The organism is Bacillus sp. FSL K6-0073 (assembly GCF_038006085.1).
Lineage (GTDB): Bacteria > Bacillota > Bacilli > Bacillales > Bacillaceae_G > Bacillus_A > Bacillus_A cereus.
Window position 1 is genome coordinate 1,422,307 of record NZ_JBBOUN010000001.1, and the last position, 24,991, is coordinate 1,447,297.

The window sequence follows — 24,991 nt, forward strand, 5'->3', positions numbered from 1 at the left end:
TCATTAGTTTGCTTTATAAAATTGTTGGATGGCTTCGTCGATGTAAACCCAGCCTTTCCAACCTAAGTGCATATGATCTTTTAAGAAGTATTTATCGTATTCATGATTTGAGAAGTCGGCAATTGGATAACCAGCTTTTTCAATTTGCTCATGAACTTTCTTATAGTATGCTTCGCGGCGTTCTTTTGGGAAGCCAGCGTAGTCGTACCAAGGACCTTTGACAGGAACAGAAATGAAGAGTGGTTTTGCACCAGATTGTTTTAATAAATCAAGTACAATTTGTAAATCTTCATATTCTGGCGATTGGTCATAAGCATCATTTTTTAAGTAACCTTCACGTTGCTTTAATTTTTTCTTAATTTTGCTATTGAAGTAACCATCTTCGATACCATATTCATTAGATCCAGATTCTGCTGCACCTGTTTGATCCGCATGTTTACGAGCCTCTTCCCAGTTCATTTGTTTTAATGAAGGGTCAAGCTTCTCTTTGTGCGGTTTAATATTAAACATAGCTGTAAATAAATCTTTACGATCTAAAATGTTACGGTAAATATAAGCGAAAGGTTTAGCAGCAAGTGCTTTTACTTTATACTTCGTATCATCATAAGCGATACCTTCAAGCGAGATTTTTAATAAAGTTTCTTTTTTTACAATCTCAAAGTTTAATAAACGCTTTGCAATTTGTTTTTTCATTTCAGGTTTTAAATCATTGTTGAAAATGAAGTGGTAACCTTGTTGTTTTGAAAAGTTAGGTGCAAAGTGCGTCTCGTCAATACCTTGTGGTACAAACCATTGCGGAGAAAGAACGAATACCATTTTCTTATCTTTCAATTGATCCATTGTAGATGCGAAGTTTAACACATGTACAAGGTCTTGTGTTCCGCCGCGTCCAAGAAGGAATGGCGTAAATCCTTCAGGCTTTACTTTAAAATAATTAGATGGATGGAAAGCATCCATACGTGCGAATTCCGATGAACCGTACATCGGAAGATATTTTGGATCTGCTAACATCTTTTGCTGTAAAATCATACTTTGAATTTTTTCTTCTTTTAAAGAAGTAGCAGCTTGTTCTACTTTTTCATCACTTAAAAGTGGAAGTAGGAAGCGCGTTGGAATAAGTAAGAATACAGCAAAAAGGGCCAATGCTAAAAGCATCGGACCAAATTTTGCTTTGTTCATCGGATTTCTTCCAACTTTTTAATAACCATGTTTGGTGTAGCCCACTCGTCACGGTCAAAATCAGAAATAGAAACTTCAATATCTAAACGCTCTTGGAATTCAACTAATAAAGATACTACAGCGAAAGAATCAAGGATACCTTCCTCAAATAATTGAACATCTAAGTTTTCTTTCACAATGTCGTTTTCACATACTTCTTCTAAAATATCTAATACTTGCTCTTTGAATTCTGCCATTTTTAAAATCTCCTTTATATCCGAAATATATTATATGTGCAACTTCTTAATGGAATAAGAAGGGTGCATTAAAAGTATCTGTTAAGGTGTCCAGAGAAGATTAGGAAACCGAAACATACAATGTGGAACGTAATTACAATCGCAAGGATGCGTGTGAATTTATTGTTTGGCCAAAATTTATGCTTTTTGTTTTTTCGTTCGAAAATATCGAATAAAATGAACAGTGCGGCATGATAGAGACCATAAATAATATACTGCGCAACAGCGCTTCCTTGGATATGCCAAATTCCCATAATGAAGAAGTTTAAAAATGCACCGATATACGAAATTGTGTAACGGTTCTTAATTAACTTTTTCTTCGTTGCAAAAAATACGAAACGCATGTAGATGAAATCACGGAACCAGAATGATAAACTCATGTGCCAGCGGTTCCAGAAGTCTTTAATATTACGACTAAGGAATGGCTTATTAAAGTTTTCTGGCGTTTTAATTCCCATCATATAACTTACACCAATTACAAAAGAGCTATAACCAGCAAAATCAAAGAATAGATATAAGCTATAGCTATACATGTAAATCATATTTGAAAAGATTGTACCGTGTTGAGCGAATGCTGGATCCATACAATATTGCTTTATTAAGTAAGCAATAATAAATTTATACAAGAAACCTTGGAAAATACGATTTAGTCCTGTATATAGTAAATTTTGATATTCTTCAGCGCTAGGTGGCTTTTGAATATCTTTTTGGAATCTACGGTAACGATCGATAGGTCCTGTTGAAATCGCAGGGAAAAATAAAACGAATTCCCAGAAGTTAAAGAAAGAAAGCTCTTTAATTAAACCATCACGAACTTCAAATACCATTTGAACTGCTCTGAATGTTACGTAAGATATACCTAGAAAAACAACAAGTTTTAACTCAGGTAGTAACGATGCAAATGGTGCGATTTTTGCCAAAATAAGAGGCAAAATCGATAAAATAACAGCTATGCAAAATGTGAATGTACTATTATTTTGTTTTCTTAAAATTAAATAGCCTTTAATTAGGGCATATTGCCAAATAATAAATGCGGCTAACATCATTGCTTGCTTTGGTTTATCTGAGAAGATAATAGCAAGCATGACTAATGTTAAAACGGCATTATATTTACGCAACATTTTACCTTTTAATCCAGCTATGATAGTAGGTATTAATAAAATGCCCACTATAGCGAAAAAATAAAATGATCCATATGCGGTCATGCTGTAACCTCACTCAATAATTTTTTGCGATCTACCTTTCCATTTGGTGTCATTGGAATAGAAGATTGATACATGAATTTACGTGGAATCATGTAGTTTGGTAATCGCTCATTGAGTTCTTTTTTGATTGCAGATGTTAATTTGAATTCTTTTTCAAATGAATGTTCTCCAGGAACAACAACCGCTAATAAATAATCGTATTTTTCACCTTTTTTAATTGGAACGATAACTGCACCTTCTACGTAAGAACACGCACGAAGGTGATGCTCAATTTCTTCTAATTCCATTCGATAACCATGCAGCTTAATTTGGAAATCAAGACGACCATTATAGAATAGAAGACCATTTTCAACATAGCCAGCATCGCCTGTTTTATAGGCGCGCTCACCGTCAATCATAGTAAATGCTTTTTCTGTTAATTCAGGGCTTCCTAAATATCCAACGCTTACGCTTGGACCGACAATTACGATTTCGCCTTTTTCACCATCAGGTGCAATCGTACCATCTTCTTTCATAATAAGAAGGCGACAGTCTGATTTACAATAGCCAACTGGAAGTGATTTGTATTGATCAAGCACTTCTTCTGTAACGTGAATACCTGTTACAGCGACAGTAGCTTCTGTTGGACCGTAAGTATTCATAATTGTTGCTTTTGGGAAACGCTCAATTAATTTTCTAGCCACTTCATTTGGTAACACTTCACCGCAGAATAAGAATGTTTTCATGTTCGGTAGCATACTCTCAGAGAAAGATGCTTCCATTAAACACATTTCAGCGAAAGAAGGTGTGGAAGTCCATACTTGAATATCCGATTGCTTTAAAGAAGCAAACAAGTCTTTTGGACGCGCAATCATATCTTTATCGATTGCCCAAAGTGTACCACCTGTTACTAATGATGGGTAAATATCCATTACAGATAAATCGAATGAGAAAGGTGCTTGATTTAAGAATACTTGCCCTGTTTGTAAGTTGAAATCTTCTACAGCCCATTTTGTAAAGCTAACAAGGCAGTTATAAGTAATCTGAACCCCTTTCGGATTACCTGTGCTTCCTGATGTGTAAATAATGTAGAAGTTCTCATCACCTTTTACCGCATGTTCAGGATTTGGAGTGTTCCCTTTATGAGTAAAGAAAATATCTTTTAAGTTGTCTTCACTTACGATGCGAACTGGTAAATCAGTTACAGTTACTGCTGTTGCCGATAAAAGTAATTTCGCACCAGAATTTTCAGCAATACGTTGTACACGATCAGCTGGGATAGATAAATCTACAGGAATGTAAGCATGTCCAGCTTTTACACATCCTAAAAAGTTAATAATCATTTCAGGTTGCATATGGCCATACACCATAATTGGTGAACGATCGTCTGGATACTCAGAAGAAATCCAATGTGCTAACGCATCAGAATCTTCCTTTAATTGTTTGTACGTAATTTTCGCATCTCGCCAAACAAAAGCGGTTTGATCAGGCGTTTCTGCAGCCCACTTTTCAATTTGTTCTAATAACTTCATAACGTTCCCACCCTAGAATTCATTGTAAATAAATGTACTTGTGTTTGTATCATGGAATCCATACAACCAAAGTAATGCAAATAAAATTGCAAGATAATAAACCGTCTTTGCAACCCATTGTGTGAGTGGTCGAGACCATATCTCTTTTAATCTTTCCATGTCTTTCCCTCTCTTAATGAAATAATAGCTCTTTGTAGGTATCATGTCCTACATTATTGTGAAAAAAACAAAATCCCACATTTTAGGTAAAAATAAGTCAAAAGGCTCTTTTTTGATATTAGCACTAAATACTAAAAAAGAAAATCCCTAACTTAGCAATTATATTACATTCAGCATGAATTTGTAATGGGTTTGACATGTAAATAGAAAGTGGATTGTGTGAATACATAAAAGTGGACTATAAGAATACGTAAAAATACAGTATTTGTTTTTATTAATCATTCAAGACGGAGTAAACTTTTAAATTTCTAGTTCTTTTGAAAAGGAGGAAATTATCATGAATAGAGTGTGGAAGAATCTAATTTCGGAAGAAAATATCGTGAAATGGAGAAGGCACTTCCATAAGTATCCGGAATTATCATTTCATGAAAAAGAAACTTCGCAATTTATATATGATACATTATGCTCATTTTCTTCTTTTGAAGTAACGAGACCGACGAAGTATAGTGTACTAGCAATTAAAAGAGGTGTGAAGCAAGGGAAAGTAATTGCGATTCGAGCTGATATAGATGCTTTGCCAATTCAAGAGGAGACAAGTAAATCTTATACATCTGTGAATAAAGGAATGATGCATGCATGTGGGCACGATGCTCACGCAGCTATTTTATTAAGCACAGCAGAGGTGCTATCAAATATAAAGGAAGATTTTGCAGGTGAGATTCGTCTATTCTTTCAGCACGCAGAAGAGGTGTATCCTGGCGGGGGACAAGAAATGGTTGAGGCAGGTGTAATGGACGGTGTTGATTATGTAATAGGTTTACATGTTATGTCTGGATTAGAAAGCGGAAAGATAGGAATTGCGTATGGGCCGATGATGGCGGCACCAGACGTATTTACAGTTGAAATTCAAGGCAAAGGAGGACATGCGGCGCGGCCAGAAGAAACGATAGACCCTATTGCTATCGGAGCACAGATTATTACAAATTTACAACATATCGTATCAAGAAATACGAGTGCTTTTATGCAAAGGGTTATTTCAGTTACACAATTTCATGGGGGAACGGCTGACAATATTATTCCTAGTACAGCAACTTTAATGGGAACCGTTCGTTCATTTAATCAAGCATTGAGGGTGGAAGCAGAAGGGAAAATCGAGAAAATTGTGAAAGGAATTACAGAAGCACATGGAGGATCGTATACATATACGTATCGATATGGATATGATCCGGTTATTAATGATGAATATATTACGAAAATAGTAGAAGAAAGTGCACTACATTTGTTTGGGAATGAGCGTGTTGTGAAGCTTGAACCTTCTATGGGTGGGGAAGATTTTTCAGCATATTTAAGAAAAGCACCCGGTTGTTTCATTAAATTAGGAACAGGTAATGAAAATATATATACTTGTTATCCACATCATCATCCGAAATTTGACGTGGATGAATCAGCATTAATTTGTGGAGTGGAGTTATTTTTAGAGACGACTATAAGATTACTAAAATCATAGAAAAACAAAAAAAGGCAACTGCACTCTATTGCAGTTGCTTTTATTTCTTTCCGTCAGAGAGGGCTGAGAAAGAACTATGCTCATTCATAGTATATGAATAGCTAACGGACAAGCTTGTACATTTTAATCATTTTTTTAAAAATAGTTGTTGACATTGATAATCAATGTCAATTAATCTAAATGTAGTTGAAATTGATAATTATTATCAATAGGATGGATGCGACATGTTAATGAGAAAAAATTTTCACCTTCTGCGGAGGGGATTAAAAGATAAAAATAAAGATAAAGATGTTGATCAGCATATGGAATGGCAAAGAAATGTAATTCGGTCTGAATATGTAGATGAGAAGAAGAGCATTCAAACAGAAAAAGAGATACAAAGTAAAGGGAGAGGTTCAGTTGAGTAAGTTAGTAATGATTTTTGCAAGTATGAGTGGAAATACCGAGGAAATGGCTGACCACATTGCCGGCGTAATTCGTGAAACAGAAAATGAAATTGAAGTTATTGATATTATGGATTCACCAGAAGCTTCTATATTAGAACAGTATGATGGAATTATTTTAGGTGCATACACTTGGGGAGATGGTGATCTTCCTGATGATTTCTTAGATTTTTATGATGCAATGGATTCTATTGATTTAACTGGGAAAAAAGCGGCAGTATTCGGATCATGTGATTCGGCTTATCCGAAATACGGAGTGGCAGTTGACATTTTAATAGAAAAGCTACAAGAGCGCGGGGCAGCAATTGTGTTAGAAGGACTAAAAGTAGAATTAACGCCAGAAGATGAAGATGTAGAAAAATGTATACAGTTTGGAGCTGAATTTGTAAAATACCTTTCTTAATGGCAGAAGGGAGATGAAGAGCAAGTGCATGAGAAAATCTCAATCAAAACGATGACAGATTATCATTTGTATGATTTTATGCGTTGTCCGCATAAATTTTATTTTCGTCATATAAAAAGAAGAGAACCTTCTTCATTTGAATGGCAACAAATAGCACAAATGATTGTCAATCAAATTATTAACGAGTATTACATGCTACCTGCGGGTCAACAAACGAAAATTGTACTTTTAATATTAATAGAAAAGTATTGGAAAAAAGTAAGGATTAATATGTTTGCTTCGAAGACGGAGTACTATATTGTATTAGCGAAGCTAACGGATCACTTATTACAGTTTGTTGAAAAGGATGATAGTCAGACACCACCATTGTTTTTATACGAGAAGTTTCAAACATATATGGAAGAGTTAGGTGTCCACATGTCATTGACATTTGAAGTTGGTGAGTGGAGTGCTGAGTCGTTTGTAATTAAAAAGTATGTTGTCGATGCAGATGAGGAAATGCTTGCTCTTTGTCAGAAGCTAATGACAGTATTCAGTTATAAAGCTTTCGGCGTTCTTCCAGGAAAGATTGAAGTTATTAATTTAATAGAAGGAACTAAGTATGAGTACATTCCGAAACAGGAAGATATTATAACTGGAATGGCTGATTTATCTAGAATGAAAGAAATGTTGCAACAACCTGAGCATTATACAGAGCGTCATTTTCGTTCTGAGTGTATAAGTTGTGCGTTTCGTAGTGAATGCCAAGGGGAAGAAGTAAAGAAAGAAGCGGAGCAGAAGAAAAATATAGTTCATTAAAGGATGCAATTTTGCATCCTTTTTTGTTATTGACATGAAAAGCTTTTCATCATTTACCGTATATTTGTAGCAGATTTTAATAAAGGGAGGAATAATCAATGAAAGATGAAACGAAAGTATTTCAATGGTTAAAAGAACAGAATGCTCCTTTTGAAATTCAACTGCAAATTTTACAGGCATTTCAATTGTATAAAGTCATTGTTGAAATGGATAAAAAGTTAATGTTGTATGAGGAGAGAGTATATAGGGAGAGAATGTAATCTCATCCCTGTAATATCGTTTTTAGCTGTTCTGTGCCTGTAATGAATTCGAGTTTATTCTCTGACTCAAAGTTATAAATAATATTATGTAGTAAAAGACTGTATTGATAAAAGATAGTAATGCGATGAATGAGTAATGGATCATGATGAGAAATAAGTGTACTGTACTGTTCATATACAGATGTAGTAAACTCATGTCCGAAATCATAATATAGTCCTGCAAAATCAAAAGCAGGATCGCCAATTTGCGCATCACCAAAATCGATAACACCTGAAATGCTTTTGTTATGCTTGTTAAATAAAATGTGATGATGAGTAAAATCAGCGTGAATGATTGTATTTTGAAAAGTGGATGTAGCTAAACATGCAAAGAAATTTTCAAATAAGCGATTTAAGGCTAGTTTCTGTAATGAAGTAAGGCTAGTAGTGAGATATTGGTTTAATTTTGTTTGTAGCTCTTTCCAGTAGGTACATGTTTTTTCAATAGGGAAACATAGCGTTGTAACTTGGTGTAAAGGAATGCTATGTAGTACCGCAAGGAAAGTAGCTAATTGTGTAATAATTGCTTTCAGCTCTGGATCCTCCAGCGTGGCAACTGTGTCTGTTTTTAATGGTTCACCATGAATGAGAGTATAGTAACTACAAAGAGGAACCTCATCAGATTCATTTTTATAAATTAGGTGATATTGTGGAACTTCGATTTCTTGTAGTGATTGAGTGAGAATTGCGAATAGTTCTTTTTCTAACGGAATTCGCATCGCATATTCCTGTTTTCGTGGGAAACGAAGCAATAGCTCATCATTTACTATAACTGCTACATTATCCCATCCTTCTTCATTTTGTTTATATGAATGTATAGAAAGATTAGGCAAAGCTTCTTTTATATAATGTTTGTAAGAGTCCATAATTGTTCCTCGTTTCTAAGTTAAGTTATTCCACTTTATGATATCAGAATTTTCTTTCTGTATGTTAAAATATAGCTATCATTATGAAGAAGGACGGGAGTATTACGAAAAAAAGACTGTTAATCAGTTCTCTATGTATCGCTTTTGTATTGTTTTGGTCATATAAAGAGGAGGTTTTTGCTACCTTTAAACCGATTGATCAGTACGAGTTAAATAAGGAGTTAAAGAACAAAAGTATAGAAAATTTAACTCATAATGAAATGAGAAAGGTAGGAGAGCATTTTGTGACCGAGCAACTATCAGTGTTTGGGTCTACTAATAAAGAAGATGTGAAACGAAAAGGTGAAGAACTATTTTTAAATAGAGGGTATGAACAATTAATGGGAAATTATTATCCAAATCGTTTTCGAGATTTAGAGTATAAATTTACAAACGAGGAGGTACGTGAAGAGACCGATGAGAGTTTTCTTTATCAAGCTGTAGCGTACGTTGCGGGTACTGAAAATGGTAAGAGAAGTGAAATGAAATTGAATTATGAAGTGAAAATTGTAAAGGTTAATAATATATTTATGGTGCTAGAACAAAAGCAGCGCGTACAATAAAGGAAATTCATTGCTCAATAGAACATTTTGGGGGTGTACTACTTAATGCGGAATAAAAAGGCCCTCAAGGAATAAAGGGCCTTTAAAGATTTTCATTTTGTTGACCAAGTTCTTTTTGAGCAATATATAAATTTCCTTGCTCCACTTGTTTAAGGGTATGAACAGAATCTCCTGCATATCCTTTTTGTGTTTTAACAGTTCTTTTTGAACGATTGGAATCTTGTTTCTTCATATAATAGGCCACCTTTCATCAAAAATAAACGAAAATGATAAGTATGAGTAATACAGCAGCGAAAATGGTAATGCCCATTAAAAACGAAGTGTTTTTATATTTAGGTGGCTTATGTACATCTTGCCGATATCCAGGTGAAATTTCAGGGGCAAATTCTTCATCGAATGATTGCTTTTTTTCTTTGTCGTCCATATGTACCCACCTTTCTTTTTCATTATATTATACGTTACAAGAAAAAATATGCATAAAGAAAACAGCCGCTTTATTATTAGCGGCTGTTTTGTGTTGTATATTTTCGTTGTACTTGAAAGAGACGGATAAGTAGGAAGGCAGCGCCAAATGCTAGACCGATAATAAGACCGATCCAATAGCCTTTTGCGGCCCATTCTGTATACGTTGCTAATATATAACCTAGTGGTAGACCTATTATCCAATAAGCAATTAAAGTCATAATTAGAGCGACATTTACATCTTTATAACCACGCAGAGCTCCTTGTACAGGAGTTGCAATTGCATCTGAAATTTGAAATAAAATCGCAAAGATAAGAAATTCTTTTGCTAAATGATGAACTTTTGCATCTGTCGTATAAATAGAAGCAATTTGATCATCAAAGAAGTAGAGAAGAATCGAATATAATAAAGCAAAGGCAAGGGCTAATCCAATTCCAATCAGTCCGTATTGTTTTGCATTATCGAAACGTTTTGCACCAACTTCGAATCCGACCGCAATAGTCATTGCCATTGCTAAACTTAGCGGAGTCATATATAACAAGGAAGCAAAGTTCATAGCTGCTTGGTGAGCTGCAATAGTTGTCGTACTAAAATTACTCATCATAAGCGTTACCGCAGCGAAAATACTCGTTTCAAAAAAGATAGCAAATCCGATAGGGACGCCAAGCTTTAAGAATGCTGTCCAACTCGAAAGAGAAGGGCGGTATAATTGTTTGAAAATGTTGAAAGAGGCAAAAGGCTCTTTCGTCTGAATAATAATGACTGTAATAATTAAAATGCACCAATATGTTGCAGTGGAAGCAATTGCCGCTCCGACACCACCAAGCTTTGGGAAACCGAAGTTACCAAAGATTAATAAGTAATTTAATATTACGTTAATTGGTAATGATAGTAATGTAATAATCATCGTTGTTCGAGTTTTTCCTAATGCATCAATAAATCCACGTAAAACCGTGTAAGTGAATAAAGGTATAATTCCTATTGCGATAATACTTAAAAATTGAGCTGCAATACGTTCCACAGGTTCTTCTAAGCGCATGCCGTTTAAAATAGGTGAAACGACGAAGAAACCGATGAGGATAACAACGAAGCTAGCACAAATTGCTAAATAAACTGCTTGTATGACAACGTGAGGAACGTCCTCTTTTTTCTTGGACCCAACGAGCTGGGCAACAATGGGAGTCGTGGCCATTAAAATCCCTGTTAACCCAGTACTAACTGGAATCCATATACTTGTTCCAATTGCGACACCTGCTAAATCAGTTGGGCTTGCATGTCCTGACATTGTTGTATCGAAAAAGCTCATCGCAAATAATGACATTTGCGTTACGAAAATCGGAAAAAATAGTAATACAAATTGCTTTAACTTTTGTGAGAATGAAGTAGTTTCTTTCATAAAATCCCCTTTCCGTATAAAAAAACAAACTCTTACTATCATACAATTTAATCAAAGATTAGAAAAGAAATACGCGCCTACAACATATGAAACCAATAAAAAAAAGGATGCACTTTGAAAAGGGATAAGGTATTATGATAAGGTGTGAAAAAATTACATATTATTTGTTATTAAGGAGGCACTACTTGTGGCTGATTGGTTAATTGGTTTAATCATGGGTGCTGTTGAAGGGTTAACAGAGTTTCTACCAGTATCATCAACAGGACATATGATTTTAACAGGACATTTAATTGGATTTGACGATGAGAGAGCGAAAGTTTTTGAAGTTGTTATCCAATTGGGATCGATTTTAGCAGTTGTTGTTATATTTTGGAAGCGTCTATGGTCGTTAGTTGGAATAGGTAAAGTAACAGACGGACCATCGTTAAATTTATTACATATTATTATCGGGATGATTCCTGCCGGGGTACTTGGCGTATTATTCCATAGCACTATTAAAGAGGTTTTATTTGGTCCAGGACCAGTTGTTATTAGCTTAGTAGCCGGTGGTATTTTAATGATTGTTGCTGAGAAGTTTTCAAAACCAAGTACAGCAAGAACGTTAGATGAAATCACATATAAACAGGCATTTACAATTGGAATGTTCCAATGTTTAGCTCTTTGGCCAGGATTTTCTCGTTCTGGTTCTACAATAAGTGGTGGTTTATTAGCTCGCGTGTCGCATACAGCGGCAGCTGAATATACGTTCATTTTAGCGGTACCGATGATGGTAGCTGCAAGTGGCTTAGATTTAATTAAAAGCTGGGATGTATTAAGCTCAGCAGATATAACGCTATTTGTAACAGGATTTGTAACTGCATTCGTTGTTGCGATGCTTGCAATTGTTTCATTCTTGAAATTATTATCTCGTGTAAAACTAACACCGTTCGCTTATTATCGTTTCATTTTAGCTGCGGTATTCTATTTCTTCATTATGTAAAATAAAAACCTGCCGAGCTCGGCAGGTTTTTATTTTACTAATTTTTCTATCATGTTTTCCATTACATGTTCCCAAAGAGAAGTATCATCAGCTAATGTAGCACGGAAATTAGCATACATTTCTTTTTGTTTTTCTTCGAATGTTGGATCTTCTTTTTCAGGTAATGTAGCGCGCATTGAAGTTACTAATTCTTGTACTTTTGGAGCGCGTGGTCCAAAGACGGCTTGTTCATTTCCATCTTTATCAATGAAAATAAAGATTGGAATCGCACGTGCTGTTCCATTTGTTAAATATTGATCCATTAATTCTAAGTTTTCATCGCGAATTAATAAACGCATATCAATATTTGCAACTTCAGAAATTCGTTTCATAACAGGTACGCATAAAAGAGCATCGCCACACCAATCAGCAGTTAATACGATAACACGCCAGCCATTATTTTGACGTTCTTCTAATACAGGAAGTAATTCATTTGGAATTAAAAAATTATTGTAAATGTGTAGTAGCTCGTATTGGTTTACTTGCATTTCATTCACATATGTATCAAAGGACATACCTTTATCAGCCCATTGTTGTAAGTTCATAATTAACACCTCTTTAGTAAGATTTGCTTTCATTGTACCAACTTTTATATAGAAAAGCTTGTATTCTTACTCTTTCTTGTCACTTAATAATTTATTTAATAGAAAAAAGAATAGTACGACACATAATTCAGTTAAGTTGGACATTTGTACGCTTTCTATCCAATCATCAGCAGTACGAATGACGAACCAATCTAGTGTAATTTCAATGAATGAGAAAAGAGTGAGAGAAATCCAATTTGGCATGTTTTGAGTCAATGGATATAGCAGCGCTTTGAAGAAACTGAAAATAAATAATGTAATACCATCTAAGAAAGTGATTAATAAAAAAAAGAGAAGTAAAGCAGTACGTGAACTATACGCTATACCTGTAATTTGAAAGATTCCTACATATACAAAAAATATAAATGTAAAAACTATAATGAGAAAAAGAGCAATAATACTAATGATAATTGTTTTATCTTTTAGGCTGAGATTTGAGAACCTATCCTCCTCATGCATTAAAATACCCCTTTTTCTGGAAGTTGACTTCATTTTATCATGAAATACATATTAAAAAACTACGAATTATGGGAAAATAAGGTGACAAAAAGTAAGATTTCATGTAAAATTATTAATAAGGTTTTTATTTAACTAAATGAAATAAAAGGAGCTGTCAATGTTGTCTCAAAATCGAGAGCAATTAATGGAAGAACTATCGACAAATGTGTTTGCTATGTTTCGCACGTTGCGTAATGATATCGGAAAAATATTCGGTGGTTACATACCGTGGAATGAATTCATCGTCCTAAGAATATTAAATCGTACGAATAAAGAAATGGTATCGCGTGTAGCAAATGAATTAAATGTGTCGAATAGTCATATTACAGCTGTTACAGAAAAATTAATTAATAAAGGTTTTGTAACTCGTTCACGTTCTACATCAGATCGCCGAGTTGTGTATTTAGAGATTACAGAACAAGGGAAAGATTTAGTTGCGAAAATGGAAGATGCGAAAAAACAATATTTACAAGAAAGATTCTCTGCACTTTCAGAAGATGAAATGAATGTAATGATTTCAATTTCCAAAAAACTTATTTAAGTGATTATAAACAAGAAAACGCTTACGTGATAAAATAGAAGGTCTTCCTTATAGATGGGAGATCTTCTTTCGTGTGTAATAGATGTTAATAAATAAAATGTGTATGAAAAAAGATAGAGCGCCATACTACTAATACAAGGAAGGAGGGAGAAATATGACGAATCGTAACGGTAGTAAAGGGAGCGGTAATCAAGGATCACCAAAGTCCGGCCAATTTAATCAGGAATTTAGCACTGAATTTGAAACTGGTAATGATAATAAAGGAAAAGAATATCGTTCTAAAAAAGGGAGTAAATCAAAAAAGGAGTGAAATAATTCACTCCTTTTTTGATTTACGATGCTGCCGATTGATCCGTATTATATTTTTCTTCTGATTTTGCGACAATCATTGCGCAAATTGCATCCCCAGAAATGTTTACAGCTGTTCTAGACATATCTAGAATACGGTCAATACCGATAATTAAAGCGATACCTTCTACTGGTAGATTTACTTGATTTAAAACCATTGTAAGCATTACAAGTCCAACACCAGGTACACCAGCAGTACCGATACTAGCTAGTACAGCAGTTAATACGACCATAGCTAATTGCGGTAATGTAAGTTCAACTCCGTATACTTGAGCGATAAATACAGTGGCTACTCCTTGCATAATGGCAGTACCATCCATATTAATAGTTGCCCCTAGTGGTTGTACAAATGAGCTTATCGCTTTTGGAACGCCAAGCTTATCTTGTGCTGTTTTCATTGCAAATGGAAGCGATGCATTAGAGCTAGATGTACTAAATCCAATTGCCATTACTGGTCCGAAATGTTTAAAGAAACGAACAATACTTTCTTTTGCTAATACCTTTAATAAGCCGCCATATACAAAGACCCCGTGAATAATGAGTACTAACATAACGACAATCATATACTTGAACATCGCAGCGACGCCTGCAAGACCCATTTTACCAACGGATGAAGCGAGCAAACCGAATGTTCCAATTGGGGCTAATTTCATAACGAGATTAACAAGATACATCATTAATTCGTTGCCCTGTTCAAGTAATGAATGGATACCTTGAACTCGTTTTCCTAAAATAGCTATACCGAGTCCAATCAATACGGCAAAGGCAATGATTTGTAACATGTTTCCGTCAGCCATGGCTTTTGCTGGGTTATCTGGTACGATATTTAACAATGTGTCGACGAAAGATGTTTCAGTTTTTGCACCTTCATACTTAAGACCTTCTGTTTTAAAATTACCGCCAGCTCCTGGTTTTATAATAAGTGCAAATGTAACCGCTATAGAGATGGCAACCGCAGTTGTTACGAGAAAGAATGAAATTGATTTTAAACCGATTCTTCCAAGTTGTTTCGGATCTCCAAGACCGGCAGCACCAAGTACGATAGAAATGAACACAACAGGAACAACTAGCATTTTAATAAGTCGAATAAATAATTGACCAATTGGGTTGAACACATATTGATTTAGTGGCTCAAAGATAGATGGAGCAGCTAAATTTAGAGTGAGTCCAACAACTAGACCTAGGAATAATGCGATTAAGATTGCTTTTGTTTGTTTCAATAAAATCCCCCCTTTTGTTTTTGCAAAATTTCTTTCTAAAGTAATTATACCGAAAAAATACCTAATTTGACAATATTTTCTGAATTTTTTGTTTTAATTTAAGTGTAGATAGACTGATTTTGTGTTTGGAAAATAAAATAGACCATCACATAGGATGGTCTAGGGAAGGGGACAATTTATGTCAATTTAATTAGGGATGGAAGTTGCTTTAAGACACTGGGGAATGTCTTATAAATTAGGGAGGAACAACTTCGATACATATACTATAAAAGGTAGGTGTGACTCTCATGTGAACATAGGGTGAAAGAGAGAGGGAGTTTTAAATAAAAGGTAGAAAGACAAAAAAATAAGACCATCATTTATAAGATGGTCAAGGAAGGGGACAATTTATGTCAATTTAATTAGGGATGGAAGCTGTTCAAAGACACTGGGGAATGTCTTATAAATTAGGGAGGAACAACTTCGATACATATACTATAAAAGGTAGATGTGACCTCTGTGTGAACATAGGGTGAAAGAGAGAGGGAGTTTTAAATAAAAGGTAGAAAGACAAAAAAATAAGACCATCATTTATAAGATGGTCAAGGAAGGGGACAATTTATGTCAATTTAATTAGGGATGGAAGCTGCTTTAAGACACTGGGGAATGTCTTATAAATTAGGGAGGAACAACTTCGATACATATACTATAAAAGGTAGATGTGACCTCTGTGTGAACATAGAGTGAAAGAGAGAGGGAGTTTTAAATAAAATGAAAATTTAATGAGTGTTTTTTGTTCATCCCCTGTTGATTATTAGCTTTAACCAATCGGGCGTTTATTGCCCACAAATAGTGGAATAAAAGATAGAGCAAACAAAAAATAAGACCATCATTTATAAGATGGTCAAGGGAAGGGGACAATTTATGTCAATTTAATTAGGGATGGAAGCTATTCAAAGACACTGGGGAATGTCTTATAAATTAGGGAGGAACAGCTTCGATACATATACTATAAAAGGTGGATGTGACCTCTATGTGAACATAGAGTGAAAGATATGGGGATTTGAAAAATAGTACATATGAAATTGTTATTGCTAGCAATATTGAGTTAGGATATAGAGTTTTCCAGCATAAAAACGAAAAGGAATCTGAATATAAATAAAAGTTGTAATCTATGAAAAAAAAGATTATGCTCAACTATATTATGAGAATATAAGGTTTGTCCCAATTATTTAAGGGCTTTTAAAAAGCTTTTTATTTATGAGGGGAAAGTTTCACTTTAATAAGGGAGTTAGTGATATGAACGTAACAAAAAAACAAGGGCTGTATAATCGTCTTATACGATTAAACCCACCACAAATATTAGCATTAGGCTTTTTCTGCTTAATTGTGGTTGGCGGTTTGTTATTAAAATTACCATTCGCAACGAAAGCACATATTAGTTGGGTAGATGCTTTCTTTACAGCAACTTCAGCAGCGACCGTAACTGGTTTGGGAGTAGTGGATACAGCAAGTACATTTACGATGTTTGGCGAAATTGTTATTATGTTTTTAATTCAAACAGGTGGTCTAGGTCTTATGACAATTGCCATTTTAATTGTTTGGGTACTAGGTAAAAAAATCGGATTACGCCATCGTTTATTAATTGGAGAAGCATTTAATCAAACCAATATAGGTGGTCTTGTAAAATTAGTAAAGCGTGTCTTTATATTTTCGATTTGTATTGAACTTATTGGGGTCATTTTTTTATCGTTTCGCTTTATTCCAGAGTTTGGTTTTGGAAAAGGTTTATACTATAGTATTTTTCATGTAATTGCATCTTATAATAATGCAGGATTTGCTTTATGGCCAGATAATTTAACAAGATATGTAGGGGGATCCCATTATTAATATTGGGATTTGCTCTTTAATTGTAATCGGAGGACTCGGTTTTACCGTATTAATTGATATATGGTATAGTCGCAGTTTTCGAAAATTATCACTTCACTCAAAAATAATGATTATTGGAACAGTAGTGCTAAATGTTATAGCAATGATTGTAATTTTTGTATTGGAATATAATAATGTGAAGACGTTAGGGAATTTATCTTTAAATGAAAAACTATGGGCTTCCTTCTTTCAAGGTATTACTCCGCGGACAGCTGGATTTAATACGGTTGACTATGGAGGTATGGAAGAATCATCTATATTATTTACGATGATTTTAATGTTTATTGGTGCAGGAAGTGTATCGACAGGTGGAGGAATTAAATTAACGACGTTTGTTATCTTAATTACATCTGTCCTTTCTTTCTTTAGAAAAAAGGAGGAAATTGTTTTATTTCAGCGTACAATTAAAATGTCGACAGTAACGAGGGCATTAGCAATTGCTGTTGCCAGTCAAATACTTATTTTAGCAGCGGTATTCATATTAATGCTTACAGAAAACTTCAGCTTTATTCAATTATTATTTGAGACAATATCAGCGTTTGGCACAGTCGGATTAACGATGGGAATTACTGCACAGCTATCGGCATTCGGAAAATGTATTATTATGTTTGTTATGTTCTGCGGATTAATTGGACCATTAACACTTGTGTTCTCTTTAGCGCGACCAGCAAAACAAAAAATAAAATATCCATCGGAAGATGTGTTTACAGGATAAGGTATCCCGCGTTAAGCGAGATACCTTTTTCTTTTTTAGAACAGGGAGAACAATAGACCAATAAGTGCTACTCGGAATAAAATTGCGATAAGTGCAGCAATTCCACCGACAACTGCAGCGATACCGCCAGTTACAGTAGCTCCGCGATTATAAGCGTAAATACCGAGTAAAACAGAAACAAGACCAAATAGTGTTGGAAATGTAAATAGCGATAAGATAGATAGCGCAAGAGCGATAAAACCAGCAGTTGATCCAGCAGCGGACGATTTTACAACATCTTTATCGTCTTTATCATCGTAATTATAATCAATGCGTTGTGGTGCAACCTCAGCGGCGTACTCTTCTTTATAGTCACTATAATCACTATCTATTCTATCTCTTCTTTTATAATCATCAAATTTCTCAGTCAAAGTCATGACTCCTTTCATAACAAGGTTCAATAGTAGTATGTATCTCTTTTTCTTTTTTATCCCGCTATTTGTGGGAGTCGAGCTACGTACACATCCCACTGATTAAAGTTTCACTATACCGGAGCATGTACAGGGAGTAGTATCTTTTAAAAGAAGGAAAATGTTTTTTTGAAATAGGAAAAGTTAGTATGACTTCCTCTATTTTGGAAAATATAAAAAGGAATAATGAGGAAAGGGTGCAATACATAATGGAACATCCAATTGAAAATTTAATGAAAACGGCAATGACAAATTTAAAAGAGATGGTAGATGTAAATACAATTATTGGGAGCCCGGTTTCAACAGCTGACGGAAATGTAGTATTAACAGTATCTCAAGTGGCTTTTGGTTTTGGAGCTGGTGGAAGTGATTTTAAAGGGGATTTCATTGCTGAAAAACATAACGGTGGGCAAAATCAGCATAAAGAGAACAAACAAGGGCATCCATTTGGAGGAGGAAGCGGGGCTGGGGTTTCCATTAGTCCAGTAGCTTTTTTAGTAGTTGGTTCTAATGGGGTGCAAGTATTACATCTCAACAGCAGTACACATTTAATTGAAAAGGCTTTAAATACTGTACCAAGCACTGTAGATAAATTTGTGAATGGTCGTCAAAAGTGAACTTGCATTTTTTAGGAATTATGATATATTAGAAAAAGTGCGCTTTAGGATGATCGGAATAATTGAAATGTAAATATATATGATGTGTGGAATAAGGGAGAGGAATTTATGATTAATATCAAAAACTTAGTAGTTGGCTTATTTATGTTAGTAAGCGGCTTTGTTGTATATGTAATAAAAGAAAAAGCTCCATTCTAAAACAGACAAACCGTTAATGTCTGTTTTTAATTTACCGAAAAAAATTGACAAGTTATTGTATTGGTGTTATAATTTTAATTCGTGTCTCGGTTACAGCTAGTGTAAAGTAAATATCTCTTATGAATGCAATACGAAAAGTTTGCGAAAGATCGGGTAATTTTATCAACAACTTTTGTGAACAAACCCTATAAATTGTATTTGTAAGCTATATATGTATACTAGTGAATCAAGGAGCGGTCAGTGGAACCGTAATGATGAGAGAGAGGTAGGGCTTTCATCCAGTATATGTTACTTTCCCGTTAGGTGAATATAAAAAAGAGGACTCCTTTTAAAAGGAGTCCTCTTTCATTTTTTAAGTGCGACTTTCAACTTGTTGACAAATTTCATCCGTTGTTAAACCGTGAGCTGTAATGACTGATCCTTTAATTGATGTATCTGCAATGCCCATCACATTAGAATCTTGCCCAGTTACAACGCAACAATCACACCCTTGTGCATCCTGTTCTGAGTTAAGTGTAACAACTTCATGACCTTGTTGTTGAAGAGCTTGTTGAACGTCTGTTAATGAGTTTTCAACGCCAATTCTAGCCATAATTCTCACCTCCTACCATCTAATTGCTAGTATGCCCAAGTTCACTGCATATATTTATGAAAAGACGGTAGGAAGTAAATCTTTGTTTAGTCGTTATATACGCCAGTAAGCATTTGACTAACGAATTGATCGTTTAATGTATCTTGTGCTGAAGAAGTATTTGAATGGATGTCGATTGAAGCAATAAAATGATTATGTTCTTTCGTATTTGGTTCTACCTCTACGTAATTATCGAATTTACAAAAACCTTTCGTATCCATTAGATCAAATAATTGCAGCATTTCTACTACCTCTTGTCTCGTTCCTTTAATTTGTACACACGCCATATTTATTTCCTCCTTTATTTTGACAAATTGTTTTTTAAAAATAGGATTATGATTACGAAATGAAAAATATGAATGTTATTTTTAGACAGCGCTATTTTTGTTATTTCCCCCCTTTTTCAGCAAAAGTCGTTATATATTCCCAGATTTATAAAATCGGACGTCCGTTTATTGAATACAATAGATTCGTATCAATTGATGAAAATCCTTCTTTTAAACAAATATTTTTTTAGTGGAAATTAGCGAAAAAAATTTTTGGTTTTTTTGTAAACGTTAACAATGTTGTTAAATCAGTATAAGCAAAGAAGTACGTACGATTAAAAATTATAAATTTTCTAAAAATTCACTTGATTTATTTAGAAAGGAGAGTAAACTAGGAAACAATAAAAAATTCATAGAACATAGGAGGCGCTTCTAGTGAATGAGCAATGGATTTTCTTAAATGGAGAATTTGTTCCAAAAGATGAGGCAAAAGTTTCAGTATATGATCATGGCTATTTATATGGCGATGGAGTGTTTGAAGGAATTAGAGTTTATAGCGGTAATGTTTTCCGTTTGAGAGAGCATCTTGTCCGGCTGTATGAATCAGCAAAATCAATCCTTTTAGAAATTCCATATTCATTAGATGAAGTAACAAATATTGTTGTTGAGACGATTCGACAAAATAAATTATCTAATGGATACATTCGCCTTGTTGTATCAAGAGGAGCAGGAAATCTTGGATTGGATCCCGATTCATGTAAGAAGCCGAATGTAGTAGTAATTGCAGAACAATTATCTTTATTCCCGCAAGAATATTATGAGAAAGGGATTCCAGTTGTAACGGTTGCAACGCGCCGAAATCGTCCCGATGTTTTATCCCCTCAAGTAAAATCTTTAAATTACTTAAACAATATTTTAGTTCGTATTGAAGCGAAATTAGCTGGAGTACAAGAAGCACTTATGTTAAATGATCAAGGATATGTAGCTGAAGGATCAGGAGATAACGTGTTTATTGTTAAAGGAAATAAATTAATTACACCACCAAGTTCTGCTGGAGCGTTAGAAGGTATTACACGAAACGCTATTTTAGAAATCGGCGAAAAACTTGGGTATGACGTAAGAGAAGAGTTATTTACAAGACATGATGTATATGTAGCTGATGAAGTGTTTTTAACAGGAACAGCTGCTGAAGTGATTGCTGTTACGACAGTAGATGGTAGAACGATTGGCTTAGGGCAAACAGGTCCACATACGAACCGTTTATTAGAAGAGTTTCGTAAGTTAGTTGTAGAAGATGGAGAGAAAATTTACGAAGAAAATAAAGTTGGATAACAACTTTTTTAACATAAGAAAGCGTTGATAGGGAGGAGTAGTTGATTGTGAAGCCTCACAGAGAGTCGGTGGTTGCTGAAAACCGATGGTTCACGTCGACGAACATCGCCCTTGAGTGCTAAGCTAAAGCATTTGTCTAGGCTTAGACGGTAGCTCCGTTATTAGCTAGATCCATTTATGGATCACTGAGGCAAGAGTATTCTTGCGAAGAAGGGTGGTACCGCGAAATCTTTCGTCCCTTCAGCACATAGCTGGAGTGTGGACGTAGGATTTTTTTATTGTATAAAAGTTTGAAAAAGGGGGCTTATAAGAACAATGTCTTCAAAAACGGAAGAGAAACTGGCAACTGGTGCACAGCTATTGTTAGAAGCGCTAGAAAAGGAAGGGGTAGAAGTGATTTTCGGTTATCCGGGTGGTGCCGTTTTACCTCTCTATGATGCATTGTATGATTGTGAAATTCCGCATATTTTAACAAGGCATGAGCAAGGGGCAATTCACGCTGCTGAAGGATATGCCAGAATTACAGGGCATCCAGGGGTTGTAATTGCAACGAGTGGACCAGGTGCTACAAATGTAATTACGGGTCTAGCTGATGCAATGATTGATTCATTGCCACTTGTAGTATTTACAGGCCAAGTAGCAACAACGTTAATTGGGAGCGATGCTTTTCAAGAGGCAGATATTATGGGACTTACGATGCCAGTGACAAAACATAACTATCAAGTGCGAAAGGCCTCAGATTTACCTCGAATTATTAAAGAAGCATTTCATATTGCTAAAACAGGAAGACCAGGACCAGTCGTTATTGACCTTCCGAAAGATATGGTAGTCGAGAAAGGTGAGCGATGTAGCAATGTACAAATGGATTTACCAGGATATAACCCTAATTATGAACCGAATCTACTTCAAATAAACAAATTACTCAAAGTAATTGAAACCGCAAAAAAACCGTTAATTTTAGCTGGAGCGGGTATATTGCATGCGAAAGCTTCGAAAGAATTGACAAGTTTTGCTCGTAAATATGAAATTCCTGTTGTGCATACATTACTTGGTCTCGGTGGCTTTCCACCAGATGATGAACTATTTTTAGGAATGGGAGGAATGCACGGTTCTTATACAGCCAATATGGCGTTATATGAATGTGACTTACTCATTAATGTAGGTGCGAGATTTGATGATCGGCTTACAGGGAATTTAGCTTATTTTGCTAAAGGGGCTACTGTTGCACATATCGATATCGATCCAGCAGAAATCGGGAAAAATGTGCCGACTGAAATTCCTATTGTTGCAAGTGCTAAGCGGGCATTGGAAGTATTACTTGAACCAGAAGGGGGAAAAGAAAATCATCATGAATGGATCACTTTATTAAAGGGGAGAAAAGAACAATATCCATTCTCTTATAAAAGAAACTCTGAAAGTATTAAGCCTCAATACGCAATTGATATGTTATATGAAATTACGAAGGGAGAAGCGATTGTAACAACAGACGTTGGGCAACATCAAATGTGGGCAGCGCAATATTATCCGCTGAAAAATCCAGATAAATGGGTAACTTCTGGTGGATTAGGAACGATGGGGTTCGGATTTCCAGCAGCAATCGGTGCGCAAATTGCAAAGCCTGAGGAACTAGTTATTGCAATTGTCGGTGACGCCGGATTTCAAATGACCTTGCAAGAATTAAGTGTGTTAAAAGAACACTCGTTGCCTGTTAAAGTATTTATCTTAAATAATGAAGCTTTAGGAATGGTAAGACAATGGCAAGATGAATTTTATAATCAAAGATACTCGCACTCTTTATTGTCGTGTCAACCAGATTTCGTCGCTCTTGCGAATGCGTATGGCATAAAAGGAGTTCGCATAGAGGATCCACTTCTTGCAAAGAAGCAAATACAGCAGGCGATTGAATTACAAGGACCAGTCGTAATTGATTGCCGTGTACTTCAATCAGAAAAGGTAATGCCGATGGTTGCGCCAGGGAAAGGTGTTCACCAAATGGAGGGAGTGGAAAAAAGGTGAAGAGAATTGTTACAGCGACAGTTCGAAATCAAAGTGGTGTGTTAAACCGAATTACAGGGGTTATGACACGAAGACATTTTAATATTGAAAGTATTTCAGTAGGTCATACGGAATCATCGGACATATCGCGGATGACGATTGTTGTACACGTTGAAAATGAACAGCAAGTGGAGCAGTTAATTAAACAACTTCATAAGCAAATTGATGTTCTGAAAGTATCAGATATTACAGAAGAAGCGATGATTGCTAGAGAACTTGCACTTATTAAAGTAGCAACATCAGTAGCAAGAGCAGAATTATATAGTTTAATTGAACCGTTTCGAGCCGCTGTAATAGATGTTGGGAAGGATTCCATAGTTGTGCAAGTAACAGGTACGCAAGATAAAGTAGAAGCGTTAATCGAATTACTTCGTCCATACGGTCTGAAAGAAATTGCTAGAACAGGTGTAACAGCATTTACGCGTAGTATGAAAAAACAAGATAAGCAAGTTATGTTAATTCAATAATCATTTAAATATAGGGGGAAATGAAAATGACAAAAGTTTATTATGAGAAAGATGTAACGGTAAATGTATTAAAAGAAAAGAAAGTAGCAATCATTGGATATGGTTCGCAAGGTCATGCGCATGCGCAAAACTTACGTGATAACGGATTTGATGTAGTAGTAGGTTTAAGAAAAGGTAAGTCTTGGGATAAAGCGAATGAAGATGGATTTTCTGTATATACAGTAGCAGAAGCAGCGGAAAAAGCTGATGTAGTAATGATTCTACTGCCTGATGAATTACAACCAGAAGTATATGAAGCTGAAATTGCACCAAATTTACAGGCTGGAAACTCTCTCGTGTTCGCACATGGATTTAATGTTCACTTTGGTCAAGTAAAACCACCAGCTAATGTAGATGTATTTCTAGTAGCCCCAAAAGGACCGGGGCATCTCGTACGCCGTACGTTCGTCGAGGGCGGAGCTGTTCCTGCATTATTTGCAGTATACCAAGATGCAACAGGAGTTGCGACTGAAAAGGCACTTTCTTATGCTGATGGGATTGGAGCGACGAGAGCTGGTGTATTAGAAACGACATTTAAAGAAGAAACAGAAACAGATTTATTTGGAGAGCAAGCTGTGCTTTGCGGCGGAGTAACTGCGCTAGTAAAAGCTGGGTTTGAAACGTTAGTTGATGCGGGATATCAGCCTGAACTTGCATATTTTGAATGTTTACATGAACTGAAGCTAATCGTTGACCTTATGTACGAAGGTGGACTTGAAAATATGAGATATTCAGTTTCTGATACAGCGCAGTGGGGAGACTTCGTATCAGGACCACGCGTTGTTACTGAAGATACGAAGAAAGCGATGGGGGCAGTATTAGCAGAAATTCAAGATGGTACATTTGCAAGAGGATGGATTGCAGAACATAAAGCAGGAAGACCAAATTTCCATGCGACAAATGAGAAAGAGAATAAACATGAAATCGAAGTAGTTGGACGTAAATTACGTGAAATGATGCCTTTCGTACAGCCGCGAGTAAAGGTAGGGGTTAAATAAT

Annotated in this window: 30 protein-coding genes, 1 pseudogene and 1 other annotated feature; of the genes and pseudogenes, 16 read left to right on the top strand and 15 right to left on the bottom strand. The window is 35.3% G+C overall.

Going from position 1 to position 24,991, the window contains the following annotated elements; genetic code table 11:
- Window positions 1-3 precede the first annotated feature (3 nt).
- The 5 genes from dltD to MHB52_RS07500 form a co-directional block, all read right to left on the bottom strand.
- Window positions 4-1,179, bottom strand: coding sequence for a D-alanyl-lipoteichoic acid biosynthesis protein DltD (gene dltD, locus MHB52_RS07480; RefSeq protein ID WP_001030268.1), 1,176 nt, complete (start codon window positions 1,177-1,179; stop codon window positions 4-6).
- Window positions 1,176-1,415, bottom strand: coding sequence for a D-alanine--poly(phosphoribitol) ligase subunit DltC (dltC, locus tag MHB52_RS07485; RefSeq protein ID WP_000807310.1), 240 nt, complete (start codon window positions 1,413-1,415; stop codon window positions 1,176-1,178). The genes dltD and dltC overlap by 4 nt, the downstream gene beginning before the upstream one ends.
- A gap of 68 nt (window positions 1,416-1,483) precedes the next feature.
- Window positions 1,484-2,659 carry a D-alanyl-lipoteichoic acid biosynthesis protein DltB gene (gene dltB / locus MHB52_RS07490; protein ID WP_061662879.1) on the bottom strand — a complete coding sequence of 392 codons (1,176 nt, stop codon included), beginning with the start codon at window positions 2,657-2,659 and terminating at the stop codon, window positions 1,484-1,486.
- The gene (gene dltA, locus MHB52_RS07495) at window positions 2,656-4,170 is read right to left on the bottom strand and encodes a D-alanine--poly(phosphoribitol) ligase subunit DltA (RefSeq protein WP_000770508.1); all 1,515 of its coding nucleotides are present in this window, start codon (window positions 4,168-4,170) and stop codon (window positions 2,656-2,658) included. The genes dltB and dltA overlap by 4 nt, the downstream gene beginning before the upstream one ends.
- Window positions 4,171-4,182: 12 nt before the next feature.
- On the bottom strand, window positions 4,183-4,329 hold the full coding sequence (locus MHB52_RS07500) for a teichoic acid D-Ala incorporation-associated protein DltX (protein ID WP_000440293.1): 147 nt from the start codon (window positions 4,327-4,329) through the stop codon (window positions 4,183-4,185).
- 337 nt (window positions 4,330-4,666) lie between these two features.
- Here MHB52_RS07500 and amaA point away from each other — a divergent pair, with 337 nt between their 5' ends.
- The 5 genes from amaA (at window position 4,667) to MHB52_RS07525 (ending at window position 7,740) form a co-directional block, all read left to right on the top strand.
- A complete protein-coding gene (gene amaA, locus MHB52_RS07505) occupies window positions 4,667-5,836 on the top strand; it encodes an N-acyl-aliphatic-L-amino acid amidohydrolase (protein WP_016117462.1) in 1,170 nt (389 codons plus the stop codon).
- Between the two features lie 224 nt (window positions 5,837-6,060).
- A complete protein-coding gene (locus MHB52_RS07510) occupies window positions 6,061-6,243 on the top strand; it encodes a hypothetical protein (protein WP_000929021.1) in 183 nt (60 codons plus the stop codon).
- Window positions 6,236-6,682: a flavodoxin gene (locus MHB52_RS07515; RefSeq protein WP_000041152.1), complete on the top strand. Its 447-nt coding sequence runs from the start codon at window positions 6,236-6,238 to the stop codon at window positions 6,680-6,682. Before MHB52_RS07510 ends, MHB52_RS07515 begins: the two co-directional genes overlap by 8 nt.
- Before the next feature lie 24 nt (window positions 6,683-6,706).
- A complete protein-coding gene (locus tag MHB52_RS07520) occupies window positions 6,707-7,480 on the top strand; it encodes a hypothetical protein (RefSeq protein WP_016117463.1) in 774 nt (257 codons plus the stop codon).
- A gap of 98 nt (window positions 7,481-7,578) precedes the next feature.
- Window positions 7,579-7,740 (top strand): hypothetical protein, encoded by a 162-nt coding sequence (locus MHB52_RS07525; protein ID WP_000651084.1) that lies wholly within the window; start codon window positions 7,579-7,581, stop codon window positions 7,738-7,740.
- A 2-nt stretch (window positions 7,741-7,742) separates the two neighbouring features.
- Here MHB52_RS07525 and MHB52_RS07530 read toward each other — a convergent pair whose 3' ends face one another.
- Window positions 7,743-8,645, bottom strand: a complete 903-nt coding sequence (locus MHB52_RS07530) for an aminoglycoside phosphotransferase family protein (protein ID WP_061662880.1) — start codon at window positions 8,643-8,645, stop codon at window positions 7,743-7,745.
- An 83-nt stretch (window positions 8,646-8,728) separates the two neighbouring features.
- On the opposite strand from MHB52_RS07530, the gene MHB52_RS07535 reads away from it, so the two are divergent.
- The gene (locus tag MHB52_RS07535) at window positions 8,729-9,247 is read left to right on the top strand and encodes a hypothetical protein (protein ID WP_061662881.1); all 519 of its coding nucleotides are present in this window, start codon (window positions 8,729-8,731) and stop codon (window positions 9,245-9,247) included.
- Between the two features lie 82 nt (window positions 9,248-9,329).
- Here MHB52_RS07535 and MHB52_RS07540 read toward each other — a convergent pair whose 3' ends face one another.
- The 3 genes from MHB52_RS07540 to MHB52_RS07550 form a co-directional block, all read right to left on the bottom strand.
- Window positions 9,330-9,479, bottom strand: coding sequence for a hypothetical protein (locus MHB52_RS07540; protein WP_000743742.1), 150 nt, complete (start codon window positions 9,477-9,479; stop codon window positions 9,330-9,332).
- A gap of 18 nt (window positions 9,480-9,497) precedes the next feature.
- Window positions 9,498-9,671: a hypothetical protein gene (locus MHB52_RS07545; protein WP_000341062.1), complete on the bottom strand. Its 174-nt coding sequence runs from the start codon at window positions 9,669-9,671 to the stop codon at window positions 9,498-9,500.
- A 76-nt stretch (window positions 9,672-9,747) separates the two neighbouring features.
- Window positions 9,748-11,106 carry an MATE family efflux transporter gene (locus MHB52_RS07550; protein WP_000665550.1) on the bottom strand — a complete coding sequence of 453 codons (1,359 nt, stop codon included), beginning with the start codon at window positions 11,104-11,106 and terminating at the stop codon, window positions 9,748-9,750.
- A gap of 187 nt (window positions 11,107-11,293) precedes the next feature.
- Between MHB52_RS07550 and uppP the strand changes: the two genes are divergently transcribed.
- Window positions 11,294-12,085: a bacitracin resistance undecaprenyl-diphosphatase gene (uppP, locus tag MHB52_RS07555; protein WP_000796256.1), complete on the top strand. Its 792-nt coding sequence runs from the start codon at window positions 11,294-11,296 to the stop codon at window positions 12,083-12,085.
- Between the two features lie 29 nt (window positions 12,086-12,114).
- Here uppP and MHB52_RS07560 read toward each other — a convergent pair whose 3' ends face one another.
- Window positions 12,115-12,702: a thioredoxin family protein gene (locus tag MHB52_RS07560; protein ID WP_137026250.1), complete on the bottom strand. Its 588-nt coding sequence runs from the start codon at window positions 12,700-12,702 to the stop codon at window positions 12,115-12,117.
- 33 nt (window positions 12,703-12,735) lie between these two features.
- Entirely contained in the window at window positions 12,736-13,167 is a 432-nt protein-coding gene (locus MHB52_RS07565; RefSeq protein WP_061662883.1) for a YrvL family regulatory protein, read from the bottom strand.
- A gap of 160 nt (window positions 13,168-13,327) precedes the next feature.
- Here MHB52_RS07565 and MHB52_RS07570 point away from each other — a divergent pair, with 160 nt between their 5' ends.
- On the top strand, window positions 13,328-13,747 hold the full coding sequence (locus tag MHB52_RS07570) for a MarR family winged helix-turn-helix transcriptional regulator (RefSeq protein ID WP_000081432.1): 420 nt from the start codon (window positions 13,328-13,330) through the stop codon (window positions 13,745-13,747).
- 154 nt (window positions 13,748-13,901) lie between these two features.
- Window positions 13,902-14,057, top strand: coding sequence for a hypothetical protein (locus MHB52_RS07575; RefSeq protein WP_000184928.1), 156 nt, complete (start codon window positions 13,902-13,904; stop codon window positions 14,055-14,057).
- A 22-nt stretch (window positions 14,058-14,079) separates the two neighbouring features.
- Here MHB52_RS07575 and MHB52_RS07580 read toward each other — a convergent pair whose 3' ends face one another.
- Window positions 14,080-15,315 (bottom strand): dicarboxylate/amino acid:cation symporter, encoded by a 1,236-nt coding sequence (locus MHB52_RS07580; protein ID WP_000814809.1) that lies wholly within the window; start codon window positions 15,313-15,315, stop codon window positions 14,080-14,082.
- A gap of 1,278 nt (window positions 15,316-16,593) precedes the next feature.
- On the opposite strand from MHB52_RS07580, the pseudogene MHB52_RS07585 reads away from it, so the two are divergent.
- Window positions 16,594-17,938: pseudogene (locus MHB52_RS07585) on the top strand (TrkH family potassium uptake protein).
- Between the two features lie 35 nt (window positions 17,939-17,973).
- Here the strand turns inward: MHB52_RS07585 and MHB52_RS07590 are convergent.
- On the bottom strand, window positions 17,974-18,348 hold the full coding sequence (locus MHB52_RS07590) for a hypothetical protein (RefSeq protein WP_000136550.1): 375 nt from the start codon (window positions 18,346-18,348) through the stop codon (window positions 17,974-17,976).
- A gap of 188 nt (window positions 18,349-18,536) precedes the next feature.
- Here MHB52_RS07590 and ytfJ point away from each other — a divergent pair, with 188 nt between their 5' ends.
- Together ytfJ and MHB52_RS07600 are read left to right on the top strand one after the other, a co-directional pair.
- Window positions 18,537-19,004 (top strand): GerW family sporulation protein, encoded by a 468-nt coding sequence (gene ytfJ, locus MHB52_RS07595; protein ID WP_061663870.1) that lies wholly within the window; start codon window positions 18,537-18,539, stop codon window positions 19,002-19,004.
- A 108-nt stretch (window positions 19,005-19,112) separates the two neighbouring features.
- Complete coding sequence (locus MHB52_RS07600; RefSeq protein WP_000608227.1) at window positions 19,113-19,202, top strand: hypothetical protein; 90 nt, start codon at window positions 19,113-19,115, stop codon at window positions 19,200-19,202.
- A gap of 352 nt (window positions 19,203-19,554) precedes the next feature.
- Here MHB52_RS07600 and MHB52_RS07605 read toward each other — a convergent pair whose 3' ends face one another.
- Both MHB52_RS07605 and MHB52_RS07610 read right to left on the bottom strand, forming a co-directional pair.
- Window positions 19,555-19,794, bottom strand: coding sequence for a YkuS family protein (locus MHB52_RS07605; RefSeq protein ID WP_000101022.1), 240 nt, complete (start codon window positions 19,792-19,794; stop codon window positions 19,555-19,557).
- A gap of 86 nt (window positions 19,795-19,880) precedes the next feature.
- Window positions 19,881-20,120, bottom strand: coding sequence for a DUF3911 family protein (locus tag MHB52_RS07610; protein WP_000752512.1), 240 nt, complete (start codon window positions 20,118-20,120; stop codon window positions 19,881-19,883).
- 414 nt (window positions 20,121-20,534) lie between these two features.
- Between MHB52_RS07610 and ilvE the strand changes: the two genes are divergently transcribed.
- The 4 genes from ilvE (at window position 20,535) to ilvC (ending at window position 24,990) form a co-directional block, all read left to right on the top strand.
- Window positions 20,535-21,431 carry a branched-chain-amino-acid transaminase gene (gene ilvE / locus MHB52_RS07615; RefSeq protein ID WP_001005486.1) on the top strand — a complete coding sequence of 299 codons (897 nt, stop codon included), beginning with the start codon at window positions 20,535-20,537 and terminating at the stop codon, window positions 21,429-21,431.
- A gap of 15 nt (window positions 21,432-21,446) precedes the next feature.
- Window positions 21,447-21,674 (top strand) — a binding site (T-box leader).
- 72 nt (window positions 21,675-21,746) lie between these two features.
- Entirely contained in the window at window positions 21,747-23,447 is a 1,701-nt protein-coding gene (gene ilvB, locus MHB52_RS07620) for an acetolactate synthase large subunit (protein ID WP_000095835.1), read from the top strand.
- Complete coding sequence (ilvN, locus tag MHB52_RS07625; protein WP_000822946.1) at window positions 23,444-23,953, top strand: acetolactate synthase small subunit; 510 nt, start codon at window positions 23,444-23,446, stop codon at window positions 23,951-23,953. The genes ilvB and ilvN overlap by 4 nt, the downstream gene beginning before the upstream one ends.
- A 20-nt stretch (window positions 23,954-23,973) precedes the next feature.
- Entirely contained in the window at window positions 23,974-24,990 is a 1,017-nt protein-coding gene (ilvC, locus tag MHB52_RS07630; RefSeq protein ID WP_103572823.1) for a ketol-acid reductoisomerase, read from the top strand.
- Window position 24,991 lies beyond the last annotated feature (1 nt).

Excerpts from the sequence above, each read along its gene's own strand:
- dltD (WP_001030268.1), bottom strand. The coding sequence starts at position 1,179 with ATGAACAAAGCAAAATTTGGTCCGATGCTTTTAGCATTGGCCCTTTTT.
- dltC (WP_000807310.1), bottom strand. The coding sequence starts at position 1,415 with ATGGCAGAATTCAAAGAGCAAGTATTAGATATTTTAGAAGAAGTATGT.
- dltB (WP_061662879.1), bottom strand. The coding sequence starts at position 2,659 with ATGACCGCATATGGATCATTTTATTTTTTCGCTATAGTGGGCATTTTA.
- dltA (WP_000770508.1), bottom strand. The coding sequence starts at position 4,170 with ATGAAGTTATTAGAACAAATTGAAAAGTGGGCTGCAGAAACGCCTGAT.
- MHB52_RS07500 (WP_000440293.1), bottom strand. The coding sequence starts at position 4,329 with ATGGAAAGATTAAAAGAGATATGGTCTCGACCACTCACACAATGGGTT.
- amaA (WP_016117462.1), top strand. The coding sequence starts at position 4,667 with ATGAATAGAGTGTGGAAGAATCTAATTTCGGAAGAAAATATCGTGAAA.
- MHB52_RS07510 (WP_000929021.1), top strand. The coding sequence starts at position 6,061 with ATGTTAATGAGAAAAAATTTTCACCTTCTGCGGAGGGGATTAAAAGAT.
- MHB52_RS07525 (WP_000651084.1), top strand. The coding sequence starts at position 7,579 with ATGAAAGATGAAACGAAAGTATTTCAATGGTTAAAAGAACAGAATGCT.
- MHB52_RS07530 (WP_061662880.1), bottom strand. The coding sequence starts at position 8,645 with ATGGACTCTTACAAACATTATATAAAAGAAGCTTTGCCTAATCTTTCT.
- MHB52_RS07535 (WP_061662881.1), top strand. The coding sequence starts at position 8,729 with ATGAAGAAGGACGGGAGTATTACGAAAAAAAGACTGTTAATCAGTTCT.
- MHB52_RS07540 (WP_000743742.1), bottom strand. The coding sequence starts at position 9,479 with ATGAAGAAACAAGATTCCAATCGTTCAAAAAGAACTGTTAAAACACAA.
- MHB52_RS07545 (WP_000341062.1), bottom strand. The coding sequence starts at position 9,671 with ATGGACGACAAAGAAAAAAAGCAATCATTCGATGAAGAATTTGCCCCT.
- MHB52_RS07550 (WP_000665550.1), bottom strand. The coding sequence starts at position 11,106 with ATGAAAGAAACTACTTCATTCTCACAAAAGTTAAAGCAATTTGTATTA.
- MHB52_RS07560 (WP_137026250.1), bottom strand. The coding sequence starts at position 12,702 with ATGAAAGCAAATCTTACTAAAGAGGTGTTAATTATGAACTTACAACAA.
- MHB52_RS07565 (WP_061662883.1), bottom strand. The coding sequence starts at position 13,167 with ATGCATGAGGAGGATAGGTTCTCAAATCTCAGCCTAAAAGATAAAACA.
- MHB52_RS07575 (WP_000184928.1), top strand. The coding sequence starts at position 13,902 with ATGACGAATCGTAACGGTAGTAAAGGGAGCGGTAATCAAGGATCACCA.
- ytfJ (WP_061663870.1), top strand. The coding sequence starts at position 18,537 with ATGACTTCCTCTATTTTGGAAAATATAAAAAGGAATAATGAGGAAAGG.
- MHB52_RS07600 (WP_000608227.1), top strand. The coding sequence starts at position 19,113 with ATGATTAATATCAAAAACTTAGTAGTTGGCTTATTTATGTTAGTAAGC.
- MHB52_RS07605 (WP_000101022.1), bottom strand. The coding sequence starts at position 19,794 with ATGGCTAGAATTGGCGTTGAAAACTCATTAACAGACGTTCAACAAGCT.
- MHB52_RS07610 (WP_000752512.1), bottom strand. The coding sequence starts at position 20,120 with ATGGCGTGTGTACAAATTAAAGGAACGAGACAAGAGGTAGTAGAAATG.
- ilvB (WP_000095835.1), top strand. The coding sequence starts at position 21,747 with ATGTCTTCAAAAACGGAAGAGAAACTGGCAACTGGTGCACAGCTATTG.
- ilvC (WP_103572823.1), top strand. The coding sequence starts at position 23,974 with ATGAAAATGACAAAAGTTTATTATGAGAAAGATGTAACGGTAAATGTA.